The sequence below is a fragment of the Clostridium sp. 29_15 genome, from assembly GCF_001916075.1.
GTDB lineage: Bacteria > Bacillota > Clostridia > Clostridiales > Clostridiaceae > Clostridium > Clostridium lentum.
The window spans coordinates 111,624-129,012 of sequence record NZ_MNRT01000037.1; the positions used below are offsets into that span (position 1 = coordinate 111,624).

Sequence of the window (17,389 nt, forward strand, 5' to 3'; positions counted from 1 at the left end):
GGGGAGGAGTATAAATTGAGTAAAATAGCAATAATATCTGATATTCACGGAAATATGCCAGCTTTAGAAGCTGTATTTGATGATATAAAGAAAAATGATATAGATAAGATAATATGTCTAGGGGACTTAGTTGGTAAGGGCCCAAGCTGTAAAAGAGTTATAGATTTTTGTAGATATAAATGTGATATTGTAGTGGCTGGAAATTGGGATAAGTTTCTTTCTCATAAAATGGAGGAAAGAAATAAGTGGTATTTAGATAGGATAGGTGATGAGAGACTACAATACTTAAGAGGTTTACCAGAATCTGTAGGATTTTATTTAAGTGGAAGATTTGTTAGGTTATTTCATGCTCATAGTGAAGATGTGTATTTAAGAATGTATCCTAATCTTGAAATTGAAGAAAAGTTAAAAATGTTTGATATTCCTAAAATCAGCAGGCTAGATAATGAGGGGATTAAATCTGATATTGTTGGATATGGAGATATTCATGGTGCGTTTATTGACTATCTTGAGGATGGAAAGATATTGTTTAATGTAGGGAGTGTAGGATGTCCTTATGATAATATACCAATGGCTTCTTATGTAATACTTGAAGGGGAATATGGCTTTAAGGAGAAGGCTTCTTTTGGAGTAAACTTCAGAAGGGTAAAATATGATAATGAGAAAGTAATAGCAGAAGCAATAGAAAAGCAAATACCAGATTTAGATATTTTCATAAAAGAAATTAGAAGTGGAAAATTTTTGAGATTGTAATTATCTTTATGATTTATATTATTTAACTTTGGTAATAATAATTAGTAAAATAATAATCTTACAAAAGGAGTTAAATTTATGAAATCAGGGGTAATTGAATATATAAAAAATAATGCTTATATAGAGGAATTATTTTTAGATTTTATTAATGAATTTAAAGAACAGTATGATCTTCTAAAAAACAAAGAAAAGAAAGAATTATTAAAAATAAAGGATGAAATTTTTAGAAACTGGCTCTTTTCTTCTATGATAAATGAAACATATATAACTCCAAATTATTTAATTAATAGTATAGTTCAACAAAGGTTTCCAGGCAATTATGTAATTTTACCTGTATTACTTTATGATGTAAAGGATAATAACTTAAATCTTCATGTAGAATTTCAATATTGTAGTTTAGAGGAACATCCTATTATTAATGATATAGATATGTTGATGAATGTAGCTAATCCTTCAATAATATTTCAAAATCAATGTGAAAAAATTTTAACTATTAGTGATAGTGTAGTTAGAAAGTTTACAATTCAAAGTTTGTATTATGTAAATTATCTAGTTCAATTATGTCAGGAACTAAATATTATTGAAGAAATAAGAGCAATAAACTGTAAATGTTTTCAAGTGAGTGGAAGCTATATAGATTTTAAGATGTTGTCGAATAAGGAGAAATTAAATAGGATTTTCCAAGCAACCATTAACATAACCATGAGAAATATAAATAATATTAATAATGTTCAAAAGAAAGCAACAAGAAAGCAGATAATAGAATTTTTAAATAATGACATAAAAGAAGAGGATTTTAATAGGTTTATAGATGAATTATTACCTTTTGCCAATAATTTTATTGAAAATATAGACCAACTTACAGAAGATAAGAATATTTTAGAAACTATAAAGTTTGCACAGGTACTTATGGGTGATAATGTAGGTGCTTTTATAATGGGTACAGAAATAAGAGTGTATTTTGATATTTATTTTACTACAGTATTTTCATATTATTTAGGATTGTTAGCACCAACATATTTAGGAACATTTTTAATTGAAGAAATAATATGCGGTCTTAAGGAAAGTAATGATTTTTTTGAAAAAGCTGCCAATGTTTTTAATGATGAAATAGGTCATAACTTAACTAAGTTAGGTTTAGAACTATTAAAGATGTATGGTGAAAAGATAAAAGAAAATAAAGAATCTAACTTCCATATGAATAATGTGGAAAAATTTGTGAAGCAAGCAAAACACGAAAAAAGAGATGTACTTGAAAAATATAAAGAATGTAAGGAGTTATATGGCAAAGATGAAAATATAATTCATAAATTTATGAACATAATTAATGATAAGGAAGATGAACTATATTATTTTGCAGAAGAACATATTAATAAATTTGCCAAGTATCTTATTGAAGAAAAGAGACTTAAGGAAAAAACAGCTCTTTTATATTGTAGAAATATAGAGTTGTTTATATGTGATTTTTTATGTTATGAAAGTGAAGAAGAACTTAAGAAAATTGATAATATGATGGTTGATAGGTATTTAGGAGAATGGTTTATTTCTACTTGTGCCACCAGTGTAAGTAGCATAAAAGCACAAATTTATGCTCTTAGTCATTATTTTAATTTTTTATATGATGAAGGTTTTATAAGTAATTTTCAAAAAAATAAAATAAAGGAAACTATGAAGAATAAAGATAAATATATTCTCAAATATATGGAATATTTAGGATAGTTAAAAGGAGCTGTAAACAAAGCTCCTTTATTTTTAAAAGTATTGCCAGAAATAAATTAAATTTTGCTTTTATAAATATATTTAGATAATATATAAATATATTAAAATAAACTAAGAGGAATGACAGAAGTAATGATTGATAGAGTAGATTCTAGAAATTTTAATTATGATGAAGGCAGAAAAACATTAGAGAATGAAGTTGTGGTTTTTACCGGAAGAGGTTTTACAGTAAGGTGGGAGTTAGCTCAATTTGCAAGAAACTGCAGAGCAAAAGTTGAAAGTACTGTTACTAGTAGAACAACTCTATTAATTGTTGGAGAGAAGCCTGGCGGAAAGCTTATAAAAGCAAAAAAAATGGGATGTAAAATAATAAGTTGTGATGATTTTTATAATATATTAATGGGAAAAGATGAAGAAAATGATATTAAAGAAATTGAATTAAGCTTAGATATATTAAATATATAGCAGGAGCTTATGAATATTGAAAGAGATGGTGATGTTCACCAATAATTATAGAGTTGCTTTTATGAAATAAATTAAGTAAAATAATTTAAGTTAGTGAATTAAAGGATTTTTAAGATAAAAAGTTAAACATAAGTTAAATATGAGGTGATAGTATGAGCGGTATAGCAGGACAAGGATGCCCAAGAATAGTACCAGAAGAGGAAAAGAAGACTCTTGAAGAAATTGAAAGAAGTCTTGTAAAGAAATATAGAAAACCTATATGGTCTAAATTTATTAAAGCAATAAAAGAGTATAAGTTAGTGGAGGAAGGAGACAAAATAGCAGTAGCTATTTCTGGAGGAAAAGATTCGCTTCTTATGGCAAAGTTATTCCAAGAACTTCAAAAGCATGGACAAACAAAATTTGAACTAGAGTTCATAGCTATGGATCCAGGATATCATCCTCAAATAAGAGAACTATTAGAGGAAAACTGCCAACACTTAAATATTCCTGTACATATATATGAATCAAGAATTTTTGAAATTATTGATGAAAAGGCAAAAGATTATCCTTGTTATTTATGTGCAAGAATGAGAAGAGGGTCATTATATAATAAGGCAAGAGAACTTGGATGTAACAAGTTAGCTCTTGGACATCATTATAATGATGTAATAGAAACTACTATGCTAAATGTTTTATATGCAGGTAATTTCAAAACCATGCTACCAAAACTTCAAGCAGATAATTTTGAAGGAATAGAACTTATAAGACCACTTTATCTTGTGGAAGAAGAGTATATAAAGAGATTTATCAGATATACAGGTCTTTGGCCATTAAACTGTGCATGCATGGTTGCAGCAGAGAAGATTGGTAATAAGAGACATGAAATAAAGGATATGATAGCTGAATTAAAGAAGAATTTTAAAGATGTAGATAAATCAATATTTAAGTCAGCAACAAATGTAAATATGAATTCAATTTTAGGATGGGAAAAGGATGGAGAGAAATATTCATTCTTAGATCCAGAAAATCCTTTAGAATAAAAATATCCATAATATCAATACTATTATTGGAGGTGGTATTATGGCAAAGAAAGATCAAAGAGCAAGTTGGGAACATGAGCGTTATAAAGGGCATAAAAAAAATGATGCTGCTAGAGTACCAGAAGTTAATTCAGTAGGTAAGGAAAAATAAAATGAAGCTAAGCTTAGTAATTCTAGTATAATGGTGGAAGCTGCCTTTTTTGGCAGCTTTTATTAATATATAATTAGATATAGGAGGAAAAATTTATGAGTAGTTTATTAGATATGGATTCTAATATATTAGTTAGTATTGTAAATATGAAGTTAAGAGATTTTTATGATAGTTTAGACCAGTATTGTGAGGATGCAGATATAGATAAAGATGAATTGATTAAGAAGCTATCAAAAGCAGGATATGAATATAATACTCAATTAAATCAATTTAAATAATTTACTCTATAAGAATAAAAGAGTATAATTGTGAAAGAGTATTTAATATTATATAGGTGAGGTGAAACATAAAATGAAATTAAAAAAAAGTTTGAAACTGGCGGCTTTAGTTGCAGCATCAACAGCCTTAGTAAAAATAATATTAGATGATAAAAAGAGAGTTTCAAAAGAAGAGGATAATTAGATAAATACCTAATAAAAAGGCGAACTTCGTCTTTTTCTTTTGTAAAAAAATAAAGGAGGAGCTTATGAAAAAAACTGTTGATTTGGTGAAAGGTGATATATTTAAAACATTATTAACACTATCAATACCAATCTTAGGTACATCTTTTATTCAAATGGCGTATAGCTTAGTGGATATGATGTGGATTGGTAAGGTTGGAAGTGCAGCAGTTGCAGCAGTAGGTACTGCAAGCTTTTTTACTTGGTTTGGCAATTCTTTAGTTATGATTACAAAAACTGGAGCACAAGTAGGGGTTTCTCAAGCTATAGGAAAAAAAGATGAGAATAAGAAGGACATATATATACATACAAGTATTTTTATGTGTAGTATAATTGCAATAGCATATACAGCATTTTTACTTATTTTTAAGGATGTATTAATTGAATTTTTTAAATTAGGAGATAAAGAAATAATATCTATGGCAACAAACTATTTGGTAATTGTATCATTAGGGATGATTTGTGCTTTTTTGAATCCTCAATTTACAGGGATAATAACTGCTTCAGGTAATAGCAAACTTCCCTTTAAAGTAAATACAATAGGCTTAATTATAAATATAGTATTAGATCCTGTGATGATATTTGGTATTGGTCCTTTTAAAGCAATGGGAGTAAAAGGTGCAGCATTTGCAACAGTATTGTCACAAGTTATGGTAACATTAATATTTATTTATGTATTTTATAAAATGGGTTATAGGATAAATAGAAAGAGCTTTAAATATTTAGAAAAAAATAGTGCTAAAGAAATTATTAAGTGGGGAACTCCTTCAGCAACACAAAATTGTTTATTTTCATTTTTTGCAATGCTAATAGGCAGAATAATTGCAGAATGGGGAGCAACACCTATAGCAGTACAGAAGGTAGGTTCACAAATAGAATCAATTTCATGGATGACAGCAGATGGTTTTTCAGCTGCTTTAACAGCTTTTGTAGGACAAAATTATGGAGCAGGTCAATATGAAAGAGTAAAAGAAGGTTACAAGAAAACATTAATGCTATCATCTATTCTTGGAATATTTGCTACTGGATTGTTGATATTTGGTGGTGAATGGTTATTCTCCTTATTTATAAATGAACCTGAAGTAATAAAGCAGGGAGCAGATTATTTAAGGATACTAGGATATTCACAGGTATTTATGTGTTTAGAAATAACTACTACTGGAGCATTCTTTGGCGTTGGAAAAACTATGATTCCATCTGTTATAAGTACAATTTTTACAGGATTAAGAGTGCCAGCAGCCTTAATTCTTGCAAGTAGCTTAGCTTTAGGTGTAGATGGAGTCTGGTGGAGTATAAGTCTTTCTAGTGTGGTGAAAGGAATACTTTTAGTTATAGCCTTTTATTTCATGGTACTAAAGTCCTTTAAGAAATTAAACAGTGAATGTAGCTGCGTTAATTCAATTAGTTAAATTGTCACAATTTAGTTAATAATGAATTAATGATGAATTAATAATGAAACTTAAAAAGTTTCTGATAAATAATATTTTCTAAACTCTATTTAAGAAAGTTTATTTATTAATTCATCACTCATCATTAAACTAACAGTTGGGTCTTGTTATTTTATAAATTTCATCAGTATGAGAAGTTATTTTTTTAAATATATATCCTTGAGATTTATAATACTTAATTATACTAGGAAGAGCTTTGGCAGAATTAATATTAATATTTGAAGTATGCATTAAAATTACCACCGTATCTTTAGTAGAAATAGCTCTATTTAAAATTTGTTCAGGAGGAGAATTAGGGTTAGCGCCATCTAATGTATCTTGAGTCCAATCGTAAATAGTGAAGCCGTTTTGATGTACACAATCAACCATGGTTTTAGTTAATTTATAGGTACTATTATTGCTACCAAAGGGAAATCTTAAAATAGTGTAGTAATCCCCTGTAACCCTAAATAATTCATCTTGACATTTTTTCATTTCATTAATGAAATCACCATTACTTCTATACAAAATATTTCTATCATGAGAAAAACTATGTAGTCCTAAGCTGTGACCTTCATTTTTCATTCGTAAGATAATATTTTCTTGTCCGCAGACTTGATTACCAATTATAAAAAAAGTTGCAGGAACATTTTCTTTTTGTAAAGTGTCCAAGACTTCTTGGGTTACTTTACCTCCAGGACCGTCATCGAAGGTAAGATAGACGGTTTTCTTACTTTCTTCTTCTAGGGAACATTCTTCACATCTCACCTTAAAAAAAGGAGCAATCAACATTAGAAACAACAAGAAAAATGATGTTTTTTTAAAAAAATTACACATAAAAAAGTCTCCTTTCAAAATATAGGAAGTAAAAAATTAAATTAATCATATTTATAGTATTTCCGAATAATATTAAAATAAAGTAGAAAAATATGTGATTTAGCATTGCAAAAAGTAAAGCATCTATGTATAATTAGTTTAAGATTTATCTTTAAAGCGATCCAGAGAGGTCGGAAAGTAGCATATAGTGGTATTCTATGTTTTTTTGTGATATCTATAGCTTCTTACCGACCAGGTAAGGAGCTTTTTTGATGTAAATACCTTTAATAATAGTCCAGAGAGGCTATAAAGGGAGAAATAGAGTTTCTCCTTAAGAAAATTGGCTTTTAGCTAGTTAAGACAAGTAACATTGTTATATTAAATTAAGAGGAGAGTGACCACATATGGTGCAATTTACAGAAGAAATAAGTAAGGATTTAAAGAAAGCGAAAGTTGGAAACGGATTTTTTAAGGGCATATTAGGGTTTCAGCATCTTATTGCAATGTTTGGAGCAACAGTATTAGTACCTTTATTAACAGGGTTAGATCCAGCAGTAGCATTGTTTTCAGCAGGGCTTGGAACATTAATATTTCATCTTTGTACAAAAGGAAAGGTTCCAGTATTCTTAGGATCATCTTTTGCATTTATTCCAGTAATTCAAGTGGTGGCAAAAGAATATGGAGATTTAAGATATGCACAAGGTGGAATTGTAACAGTAGGGCTAATTTATGTAATATTATCTTTTATAATTAAGAAGATTGGTGTAGATAAAATTAGAAAAGTATTACCAGCACAAGTGGTAGGACCAATGATAATGGTTATAGGACTTAATTTAATTCCAGATGCATTAAAAAATGCTGGAGTTAATGGATTGTTAGGCGGAGAAACAGGAGCAATAAGAAATGTTTTAATAGCAGCTGTAACTTTAGGTTTAGCTTTAATAATTAAACATTATGGCAAAGGAATGTTAAAGCAGGTAGCAATATTAATAGCAGTAGTTGTAGGATATGGAATTTCATATGCTATGGGAATAGTTGAAACAGGAGCTATATCAGAAGCAGCACTTCTAGCAGTACCAAATTTTACTCTTCCTAAGTTTGATTTATCAGCTATATTAATAATTGTTCCTGTAGTATTAGCAGTATTTATGGAGCATGTTGGAGATATAACAACCAATGGTCAAGTAGTAGGAAAAAACTTTATTGAAGATCCAGGTTTAAATAGAACAATGCTAGGAGATGGATTAGCAACTTTTGCAGCAGGACTAATTGGAGGACCAGCAAATACTACTTATGGAGAAAATACAGGAGTACTTGCAATAACTAAAAATTATGATCCTTCAATATTAAGAATAACAGCAGTATTTGCAATACTATTAAGCTTTATAGGTAAATTTAGAGCAGTAATAGTAACTATGCCAAGCCCAGTTATGGGTGGAATAAGTTTGATTCTATTTTCAATGATAGCTATTGTTGGAGTGCAAACAATAAAAAGAGAAAAAGTTGAGATGAATATTCAAAATATAATAATAATTATAGCCATATTATTTATTGGTTTATCAGGAAATATTTTAAGTACTCCTATAGGAATTAGAGTAACAAGCAGTGTTAGTATTTCAGGATTAAGTTTAGCAGGAATTGTTGGTGTTATTTTAAATCAAGTTATGAATTTAACATATAGAAAAAATAAATAGTATTATTAGAAATGAGGCTGGTTAAAACTAAGCCTCATTTTTTGTCTTTATAGTGAATTTTAATTTTTTATCACAAAATTAGGATTTAAGCATATTATGTCAATATATGATAAAAGGAGAGGTGAAGATGAAAATTAAAATAGATGATGATTATGGAAGTATAGACGATAAAGAGATAGTACCTAATATCACTGAAGAAAATATAGTAACTTATGAAAGTTATGAGGTAGAGCCGGTAGAAAATAATAAAAAGGAAAATGTAGATATTAGAGGGAAGATAAATGTTATATCTAAATTAGGTAGTAAAGATGGAACGTTAATATCTTCTAGTAAAATAAATTTGTACATGTTAAATGGAATTTCACCGAGGCTTATTTCATCAAAATTAACAAATGAAAAAGGCCAAGTTACTTTTGTAAATTTGAAAAAAGGTAGTTATAGAGTGATAGCTATTGTAGATAGAAGATTTTTTCAGAAACCGACATATATGGAATGGAATGAAGTTACAATAGATGAGGAAAATCAGGAAGAAACTGTTCTTGTAATTAATAAGATAAGGAAATGATAAATGAGATGATAGGTTTGTAATTATATCCTATCATCCCAATAAAATATATGATACTATATAAAAAAGGATTTGAATATAGTACAAAAGAAAGGATTAAAATATGAAGATAAGAATTAAATATTTTGAAGAAGCAAGGAAATTGGAAAAGATAAGCAAAGGTAATTGGATTGATGTTTATGCCAATAAAGATGTGTTTGTACCTGTAAATGAGAGAGAGATGATACCGTTAGGTTTTGCTTTAGAATTACCACAAGGATGGGAAGGACATTTAGCACCAAGAAGTTCAACTTTTAAAACATGGGGAATAATTCAAACAAACAGTGTAGGGGTTGTTGATGATACATATATAGGAGATAATGATCAATGGCATATGCCAGTATATTGCCTACAAGGAAAAGACAATGAAAAGAATGGTACTTGGATAAGAAAAGGTGATAAAATAGGTCAATTTAGAATTATGGAAGTAATGCCAGAAATAGAGCTTGAAGAAGTTGATAACTTTGGAAATTCTGATCGTGGAGGATTTGGAACTACGGGGGTAAAATAGATATTTAAAGGGTTTATATTAAAAGTTTTTAATATAAACCCTTTAGTGATATATATAAAGCATAATTTTAAATTTATGTAAATATTAACAAAGTCAATTGTTGTCTTATAATAAATAATGTGGTAAAATTAGGAAAAAATAAAAGCTTTTAGAAGGAGAGATATAAACTTATGAAGTATGTTGATTTAACTCAAATAATAGATAATGATACAAAGGTATATCCTGGAGATGAAAGTTTTAGTATTAAACAAGCAGCAGATTTGGAAAAGGACGGTTATACTGCTTATAATATAAGTACAGGACTGCATGTAGGAACTCATATAGATATACCTATGCATATGTGTGAAAATAGCAAATATATAAGTGAATATCCGCTGGACAGATTTATTGGAAACGGTGTATTAATTAACGTAGTAGGAGAAGATATTATCAATTTAAAGGAAGAATACTATAAAAAGATTAAGGAAAATGATATAGTTTTATTTTACACTGGATGTAGCAGTAAGTTTGGTCAAGATGATTATTTTGAAGATCATCCAGTGATAAGTGAGGAATTTGCTGAATTTTTAGTAGTTAAGAAAATAAAAATGATAGGAATTGATGCTCCTTCTCCTGATAAACATCCATACAATATTCATAAGATACTTTTAAAGAATGATATTGCATTGTTAGAAAACATAACAAATTTAAAAGATTTAGTATATGTTGAAAAGTTTGAAGTTTTTGCTCAACCATTAAAAATTAATGCAGAAGCTAGCTTGGTTAGAGCCTTTGCTCAATATCAGGGGTATTAATTTTAGGAAAAAGCATATGGGGGGAAAAGTAAAATAAGTATGAAAAAATAGGATAAAATATATTTCCTTGTGTAATCTAATTATAATATTTCATCTAAATCAATAAAACATTCACTTAACTATTATTAGCTAGTATTGAAAATATTACTATATTTAAATGTAGCATAATTAGACAATTTATGTTATTATTAGAAATAAATATTGATGGGAAAGAGATTATAGCTATATGATTTTAAAGAGTGAACAAATGGATTATAGAGATAAAAACAGAAAACATATTATGTACATGCTATTTACTACAATTATTTTTTTAGGGTGTGCTATCTTAGGAATACAGATAATAGACATTAATAGTATAAATAGTTTGCCTATACTTGAAGACTTGAATTCAATTAATATAGTTATAGGGATAATAGCTATTCCAACTTGCATATTATACTATTATATGTATAGAAATAATGAATTTTTTATATTAACATTATCATATGTAAGTATTTTAATTGAATATATTTATGTGAATTTTATTAATAGCTATAATGTATTAACACAACATTTAATAACATTTACTTTTGTTTTTAGAGTTTTTTTACTTACAATAGCAATTTTTAATGAAGGTAAATATGCCAATAAAATTCTTAAAAATAAGAGAATATCTATTATTTTAGCAATGATAATAAACTTTGTTGTTACATTTATAGAGGTGAAATTTAATGTAAATTATATTTTAATAAGCAATAATAAAATTTTGTGGAATATTTTTCAAGGAAGTATATTAATTTACTATTTTATACTACTAATATTATTGTCAATAAGATGTATACGAAAAAATAAGTTTATATATACAATATTTATAACAACTATTAGTATATTTACAATTAGAAGGATATTTAATTTTGATATATTTTTTAAGTATAGTGACAAGATTTTAGAATATAATAAAATGTTAACATTAATTGCTTATACTATATTATTAATTGGATTATATATAGAAGTTATAAGGAAAATTGAGGAAAGTATAAGTTTAAATAATAAAGTAAGTGGTTTTGATGAACTAAAAATAAAATATAAAGAAATAAAGGAAATAGAAAAAGCTAAAAGTCAATTTTTTGCTAATTTGTCTCATGAAATAAAAACTCCTATTAATATAATTTATTCTTGTATTCAATTATTGGATATAAATAAAAAAAATGGTGAAAAATCTTTAAGTGATGCTTATAATAAATATGAGCATACATTAAAACAAAATTGTTATAGACTATTGCGGTTAGTAAATAATCTTGTGGATATGACTAAAATTGATTCTGGATATATGAAGCTTATATTTATTAATTGTGAAATTGTAAGTTTAGTAGAAGACATTACATTATCAATTGTTCCATATGTGGAATCAAAGAATATAAATATAGTTTTTGATACATATATAGAAGAGTTAAAAATACGATGTGATCCTGAAAGTATGGAAAGGGTAATATTAAATTTATTATCTAATGCTATTAAATTTACTGATAATAATGGCAATATTTCGGTTTTTATTGAAGCTGATGAGAAGTATGTTTTTATTAGGGTTAAAGATGATGGTATTGGAATTTCAGAGGATATTAGAGAAAAAATATTTAATAGATTTGTTCAAGAAGATAAGTCCTTTAATAGAAAAAAAGAAGGAAGCGGTATAGGATTAGCTTTAGTTAAGTCATTAGTAGAGTTACATGATGGAGAAGTATATTTAGAAAAAGTTTCTAAAGGCAGTGAATTTGTTGTTAAATTACCTAATATTAAAATTGATGAAGAATTAGATGTTTATAATAAAGTAATGGATGCTGAAAGTAAACCATTGGTACAAAAAATAAATATAGAATTTTCAGATATATATGAATTATATTAATACTAAAAAAAGAAGTTTAAATGTTTTAAACTTCTTTTTTGGTTGCGGGGATAGGATTTGAACCTATGACCTTCGGGTTATGAGCCCGACGAGCTACCGACTGCTCCACCCCGCGACATCATATATTTAAACGTTTACTTGAGGTATAATTTAATTATATGCCTATAATTTTTAAAAGTCAACTATATATAATTTTTTTATTATAACATAAAGAAAATTTTATAAAAGATAATTGCATAGTTAACTAAATAATAAAAATACTATGAAGGTATATTAATTTTAATTTGATAAAAAATAATTATATAGTGAAGAAAGGAAAGTGAGGAACTGATAATGAGAAAAATGAAGACAATGGATGGAAATACAGCAGCTGCCCATATATCTTATATGTTTACTGAAGTAGCATCAATATTTCCTATTACTCCTTCATCTCCTATGGCTGAACATGTTGATGAATGGGTAGCTAAAGGAAGAAAAAATATTTTTGGTCAACCTGTAAAAGTTGTTGAAATGCAATCTGAAGCAGGGGCAGCTGGAGCACTTCATGGAGCTTTGCAAGCAGGAACTCTTGGGACTACATATACAGCATCTCAAGGATTATTACTTATGATTCCAAATTTATATAAACTAGTAGGAGAAAGACTTCCAGGTGTTGTTCACGTTGCAGCAAGAGCTATAGCCACATCTTCATTAAGTATTTTTGGAGATCATCAAGATGTTATGGCAGCGAGACAAACTGGTATAGCAATGCTTTGTGAAGGATCTGTGCAGGAGGTTATGGATTTATCAGCAGTTGCACATTTATCTGCTATAAAAGCACAAATGCCTTTTATAAACTTTTTTGATGGATTTAGAATTTCGCATGAATTACAAAAGATAGAGGTGATTGAAAGTAAAGATCTAGAAGGGTTTATAGACCAAGAAGCATTAGAAAGATTTAGAAGATATGGATTAAATCCAGATCATCCAGTTATAAGAGGAACAAATCAGAATCCAGATGTATATTTTCAAATGTGTGAATCAATCAATAAATATATTGATGCTATACCAGATATAGTAGAGGAATACATGGATAAGATAAAACATATTACAGGAAGGGAATATCACTGTTTTGATTATTATGGAGCATTAGATGCAGATAGAATAATAATAGCAATGGGAGCTGTAACAGAAGTAATAGAAGAAACCATTGATTACTTGATGGATAAAGGTCAAAAGGTTGGTTTGATAAAAGTAAGATTATATAGACCTTTTAGTTATGAAAAATTATTAGCTGAAATTCCTAAGACTGTTAAGAAAATAGCTGTACTTGATAAGACAAAGGAACCAGGAGCTTCAGGTGAGCCTTTATATTTAGATGTACTTAAGGCAGTAAGTGAAATGGAAGATGCACCAGTAGTAGTTGGTGGAAGATTTGGATTAGGTTCTAAAGATCCATATCCATCACATATTGCAGCTGTATATGAAAATCTTTGCAAGGATAATCCAAAGAATAGGTTTACCATAGGAATAGATGATGATGTGACATATACATCTTTAGATGAAGTACAAAATATTGATGTAACACCAGAAGGTATTACTGCTTGTAAATTCTGGGGATTAGGTTCAGATGGAACAGTTGGTGCTAATAAGACTGCCATTAAGATAATTGGGGATCATACTGATATGTATGCTCAAGGTTATTTTTCATATGATTCTAAAAAATCAGGTGGTATAACTATTTCCCATTTAAGATTTGGAGATAAACCTATTAAGTCACATTATGAAATAGATTCAGCCCACTATATTGCTTGTCATAATCAATCATATGTATTTTCATATAATATAGTAGAAGGATTAAGGAAAAATGGTACTTTAGTTTTAAATACTATTTGGAATGAAGAAGAGTTGGAAGAAAAGCTTCCAGGAAGCTTAAAACGTTACATAGCTGAAAATAATATTAATTTTTATACAATTAATGCCGTTAAGATAGCTCAGGAAATAGGCCTTGGTGGAAGAATAAATATGATTATGCAATCAGTATTCTTTAAACTAGCAAATATAATACCTGTAGAAGATGCCATAAGATATTTAAAGGAAGCAGTTGTAACTTCTTATGGTAAAAAAGGCGAAAAAGTAGTGAATATGAATTTTGCTGCTATTGATGCAGGAATTAATTCAGTAAAAAAAATAAATGCTCCAGATTCATGGAAAGACGCAAAGGATAAAGAAGAAAAAACAGAAAAACATTTAACAGATTTCTATAGAGAAATATGCGATCCTATAAATAAATTACAAGGTAATAAACTAGCTGTTTCAAAATTTGTGGAAACTGGAGCAGGAGATACATTTGAATCAGGAACCACTAGATTTGAAAAGAGGGGTATTGCTGTAAATGTTCCTGAATGGATTCCTGAAAACTGTATACAATGTAACCAATGTTCATTTGTATGTCCTCATGCAACAATAAGAGCATTTTTATTAAATGAAGATGAAAGAGAACATGCACCAAAAGATTTTAAAGTATTAAATGCTAAAGGAGTTAAAGATCCAGAACTTAAGTATTTTACAATAGGGGTAAGTCCTTTAGATTGTGTAGGATGTGGAAATTGTGCAGAAATTTGTCCAGCACCAGGAAAAGCATTGATAATGAAACCACAACAAACTCAGCATGATCAAATAGAACCTTGGAATTATGCTACAGATAAGGTTAAAAATAAAGCAAATCCTATGAAGAAAGCTACAGTTAAAGGAAGTCAATTTGAACAGCCATTGCTTGAATACTCAGGTGCTTGTGCAGGATGTGGGGAAACTCCATATGCTAAACTTGTAACTCAATTATTTGGTGATAGAATGATGATAGCTAATGCTACAGGATGTACATCAATATGGGCTGCAGCAGGAGCTGCTACAGCGTATTCAAAGAATCAAAATGGTCATGGTCCTGCATGGGCAAACTCATTATTTGAAGATAATGCAGAGTATGGACTTGGAATGTATTTAGGAGTTAAAGCTGTAAGAGAAAGAATAGCAAGTAATGTTGAAAAAGCTCTAGAAAGTGATATGAGTGAAGAAGTGAAATCTGTTTTAAGAGAGTGGCTTGAAAATAAAGATGAAAGTGAAGGAACAAGAGAAAGAGCTGAAAAAGTTAAAGCAGTTTTACAAAATGAAGATAGTGAAATAGCTAATGCCATAAAGAAAGATGAAGGATTCTTAGTTAAAAGGTCACAATGGATTTTTGGTGGAGATGGTTGGGCATATGATATTGGCTATGGAGGATTAGATCATGTACTTGCCAGTGGAGAAGATGTTAATGTATTAGTAATGGATACAGAAATATATTCTAATACAGGAGGGCAAGCATCAAAGTCAACACCAACAGCAGCAGTAGCAAAATTTGCTGCAGCAGGTAAGAGAATAAGAAAGAAAGATTTAGGCTTAATGGCAATAACTTATGGTTATGTTTATGTAGCACAAGTATGTTTAGGTGCTGATATGAATCAGACAGTGAAAGCAATCACTGAAGCTGAAAACTATAAAGGACCATCACTTATCATTGCCTATGCTCCATGTATAAGCCATGGAATTATATCAGGAATGAGTAATACACCAGGTGAACAAAAGAAGGCAGTAGCTTGTGGATATTGGCAGTTATATAGATATAATCCAGATGTGGTAGGAGAAAAGCCTGCATTTACTTTAGATTCTAAAGCACCAAATTATGATTTATTTAATGATTTCTTAATGGGAGAAGTAAGATATTCTGCTTTAGCTAAGGTATATCCAGAATTGGCAGAAGAATTGTTTGCAAGAACTAAAGAAGATGCTATTAGAAGATATGGTATGTATAAGAAACTATCAGAAATAAATTAAATAATAAAGCATAGCTAAAAAGCTATGCTTTATTATTTACTACCAGTATTTAATACAGCTATTTATTATCAATGCTATCTATATATTCTTTCATTAAGTTAGCGGAATTGATGAATTTTACCTTTTCTTCATCGCTTAATGAAATATCAAGAACTTTTTCAATACCATTTTTTCCAACAATAGTAGGAACACTTAAGTAAGCATTGCTTACGCCAAGGTAATCTTCTAGTAGTGTGGAAACTGTAAGGATAGATTTTTCATCACCTAAAAATGCTTCAACTATTCTAACTAGTGCAAGGGCAACTGAAAAAGCAGTAGCACCTTTCCTATTGATAACTTCATATGCTGCATTTTTTACATCTGTAGCAATAACATTTTCCGTTTCTTTATCCCATTCTATATTAAACTGTTCTGAGAAGCTCTTAACAGGAATATTTCCGATAGATAGTTCTGACCAAGCAACAAATTCACTATCACCATGCTCACCAAGTACATATCCTTCAACATTTCTACCATCAATTTCGAAGTATTTTCCAAGTAAGCTTCTTAGTCTAGCAGTATCGAGAACAGTACCGGAGCCAATAACTCTGTTTTTAGGGAATCCAGATAACTTATATGTCATGTAGGCTAGTATATCTACAGGATTTGAAACAACTAAAAGTATAGAATTAGGACTTAGATTAGCTAATGTTGGAATAAAGTTTTTAAATATATTATAGTTTTTATCAACTAAATCTAATCTTGTTTCTCCAGGTTTTTGAGCTAAACCAGCAGTTATAATAATTATGTCTGAATTTGCTGTATCTTCAAGGGTTCCCAGTGAAATCTTACAAGGTTTACAAAGGGAACTTCCATGTATTAGATCCAGTACTTCACCTAAAGCTTTTTCTTGATTTATATCATTAAGGATTATTTCTGTGGCAACTCCTTTTTGTAATAGAGCAAAGGCTGTAGTCGCACCAATTGAACCTGCACCAATTATAGATATTTTACTCATTAATAAACACTCCTTTATAATAGTAATAGCCATATGGAGCTGTCGCACTAAATAATTAGTGCACAGCTCATTTTTGTTAAAAAAATAAATCTCAAACTCCATAAGTCTGAGATTTATGGTAAAATATTTTTATGCTTTTGAAAAAAATTTTACACAAGAATTATACTATAAATCGAAAGTTTTATCAATTAAAACTTCCTTT

At 28.8% G+C, this 17,389-nt stretch carries 14 protein-coding genes and 1 tRNA gene; 12 read left to right on the forward strand and 3 right to left on the reverse strand.

Annotation, left to right across the window (positions count from 1 at the left end):
- Positions 1-15 precede the first annotated feature (15 nt).
- The 6 genes from BHW04_RS09040 to BHW04_RS09065 all read left to right on the forward strand — a co-directional run bounded on the left by BHW04_RS09040 (position 16) and on the right by BHW04_RS09065 (position 6,019).
- Positions 16-753: a metallophosphoesterase family protein gene (locus BHW04_RS09040; protein ID WP_022213107.1), complete on the forward strand. Its 738-nt coding sequence runs from the start codon at positions 16-18 to the stop codon at positions 751-753.
- Positions 754-831: 78 nt separating this feature from the next.
- Positions 832-2,472 (forward strand): site-specific integrase, encoded by a 1,641-nt coding sequence (locus tag BHW04_RS09045; protein WP_302699408.1) that lies wholly within the window; start codon positions 832-834, stop codon positions 2,470-2,472.
- Between the two features lie 120 nt (positions 2,473-2,592).
- Positions 2,593-2,937 (forward strand): BRCT domain-containing protein, encoded by a 345-nt coding sequence (locus BHW04_RS09050; RefSeq protein ID WP_186834554.1) that lies wholly within the window; start codon positions 2,593-2,595, stop codon positions 2,935-2,937.
- A 152-nt stretch (positions 2,938-3,089) separates the two neighbouring features.
- Positions 3,090-3,959 (forward strand): tRNA 2-thiocytidine biosynthesis TtcA family protein, encoded by an 870-nt coding sequence (locus BHW04_RS09055; RefSeq protein WP_186834555.1) that lies wholly within the window; start codon positions 3,090-3,092, stop codon positions 3,957-3,959.
- A 246-nt stretch (positions 3,960-4,205) separates the two neighbouring features.
- Entirely contained in the window at positions 4,206-4,388 is a 183-nt protein-coding gene (locus BHW04_RS09060; protein ID WP_302699409.1) for a DUF4250 domain-containing protein, read from the forward strand.
- A gap of 248 nt (positions 4,389-4,636) precedes the next feature.
- Positions 4,637-6,019 (forward strand): MATE family efflux transporter, encoded by a 1,383-nt coding sequence (locus BHW04_RS09065; protein ID WP_302623448.1) that lies wholly within the window; start codon positions 4,637-4,639, stop codon positions 6,017-6,019.
- A 129-nt stretch (positions 6,020-6,148) separates the two neighbouring features.
- Here BHW04_RS09065 and BHW04_RS09070 read toward each other — a convergent pair whose 3' ends face one another.
- Positions 6,149-6,874, reverse strand: coding sequence for a polysaccharide deacetylase family protein (locus tag BHW04_RS09070; protein ID WP_186834557.1), 726 nt, complete (start codon positions 6,872-6,874; stop codon positions 6,149-6,151).
- Between the two features lie 383 nt (positions 6,875-7,257).
- On the opposite strand from BHW04_RS09070, the gene BHW04_RS09075 reads away from it, so the two are divergent.
- The 5 genes from BHW04_RS09075 (at position 7,258) to BHW04_RS09095 (ending at position 12,338) form a co-directional block, all read left to right on the forward strand.
- Entirely contained in the window at positions 7,258-8,547 is a 1,290-nt protein-coding gene (locus tag BHW04_RS09075) for a uracil-xanthine permease family protein (RefSeq protein ID WP_302699410.1), read from the forward strand.
- Between the two features lie 127 nt (positions 8,548-8,674).
- A complete protein-coding gene (locus BHW04_RS09080) occupies positions 8,675-9,112 on the forward strand; it encodes a hypothetical protein (protein WP_022213097.1) in 438 nt (145 codons plus the stop codon).
- A gap of 103 nt (positions 9,113-9,215) precedes the next feature.
- Complete coding sequence (locus BHW04_RS09085; protein WP_022213096.1) at positions 9,216-9,662, forward strand: dUTP diphosphatase; 447 nt, start codon at positions 9,216-9,218, stop codon at positions 9,660-9,662.
- A 170-nt stretch (positions 9,663-9,832) separates the two neighbouring features.
- Positions 9,833-10,456, forward strand: coding sequence for a cyclase family protein (locus BHW04_RS09090; protein WP_022213095.1), 624 nt, complete (start codon positions 9,833-9,835; stop codon positions 10,454-10,456).
- Positions 10,457-10,682: 226 nt separating this feature from the next.
- Positions 10,683-12,338, forward strand: a complete 1,656-nt coding sequence (locus BHW04_RS09095) for a sensor histidine kinase (protein ID WP_302699411.1) — start codon at positions 10,683-10,685, stop codon at positions 12,336-12,338.
- A gap of 39 nt (positions 12,339-12,377) precedes the next feature.
- Here the strand turns inward: BHW04_RS09095 and BHW04_RS09100 are convergent.
- Positions 12,378-12,453: transfer RNA gene (locus BHW04_RS09100), tRNA-Met, on the reverse strand.
- 218 nt (positions 12,454-12,671) lie between these two features.
- On the opposite strand from BHW04_RS09100, the gene nifJ reads away from it, so the two are divergent.
- Positions 12,672-16,190 carry a pyruvate:ferredoxin (flavodoxin) oxidoreductase gene (gene nifJ, locus BHW04_RS09105; protein ID WP_302699412.1) on the forward strand — a complete coding sequence of 1,173 codons (3,519 nt, stop codon included), beginning with the start codon at positions 12,672-12,674 and terminating at the stop codon, positions 16,188-16,190.
- 58 nt (positions 16,191-16,248) lie between these two features.
- Here nifJ and BHW04_RS09110 read toward each other — a convergent pair whose 3' ends face one another.
- Positions 16,249-17,187, reverse strand: coding sequence for an L-lactate dehydrogenase (locus BHW04_RS09110; RefSeq protein ID WP_302631968.1), 939 nt, complete (start codon positions 17,185-17,187; stop codon positions 16,249-16,251).
- Between the last annotated feature and the right edge of the window lie 202 nt (positions 17,188-17,389).

What these genes read in the sequence shown, in the direction of transcription:
- BHW04_RS09045 (WP_302699408.1), top strand. Translation starts at nt 832, where the DNA reads ATGAAATCAGGGGTAATTGAATATATAAAAAATAATGCTTATATAGAG.
- BHW04_RS09050 (WP_186834554.1), top strand. Translation starts at nt 2,593, where the DNA reads ATGACAGAAGTAATGATTGATAGAGTAGATTCTAGAAATTTTAATTAT.
- BHW04_RS09055 (WP_186834555.1), top strand. Translation starts at nt 3,090, where the DNA reads ATGAGCGGTATAGCAGGACAAGGATGCCCAAGAATAGTACCAGAAGAG.
- BHW04_RS09060 (WP_302699409.1), top strand. Translation starts at nt 4,206, where the DNA reads ATGAGTAGTTTATTAGATATGGATTCTAATATATTAGTTAGTATTGTA.
- BHW04_RS09065 (WP_302623448.1), top strand. Translation starts at nt 4,637, where the DNA reads ATGAAAAAAACTGTTGATTTGGTGAAAGGTGATATATTTAAAACATTA.
- BHW04_RS09070 (WP_186834557.1), bottom strand. Translation starts at nt 6,874, where the DNA reads ATGTGTAATTTTTTTAAAAAAACATCATTTTTCTTGTTGTTTCTAATG.
- BHW04_RS09075 (WP_302699410.1), top strand. Translation starts at nt 7,258, where the DNA reads ATGGTGCAATTTACAGAAGAAATAAGTAAGGATTTAAAGAAAGCGAAA.
- BHW04_RS09080 (WP_022213097.1), top strand. Translation starts at nt 8,675, where the DNA reads ATGAAAATTAAAATAGATGATGATTATGGAAGTATAGACGATAAAGAG.
- BHW04_RS09085 (WP_022213096.1), top strand. Translation starts at nt 9,216, where the DNA reads ATGAAGATAAGAATTAAATATTTTGAAGAAGCAAGGAAATTGGAAAAG.
- BHW04_RS09090 (WP_022213095.1), top strand. Translation starts at nt 9,833, where the DNA reads ATGAAGTATGTTGATTTAACTCAAATAATAGATAATGATACAAAGGTA.
- BHW04_RS09095 (WP_302699411.1), top strand. Translation starts at nt 10,683, where the DNA reads ATGATTTTAAAGAGTGAACAAATGGATTATAGAGATAAAAACAGAAAA.
- nifJ (WP_302699412.1), top strand. Translation starts at nt 12,672, where the DNA reads ATGAGAAAAATGAAGACAATGGATGGAAATACAGCAGCTGCCCATATA.
- BHW04_RS09110 (WP_302631968.1), bottom strand. Translation starts at nt 17,187, where the DNA reads ATGAGTAAAATATCTATAATTGGTGCAGGTTCAATTGGTGCGACTACA.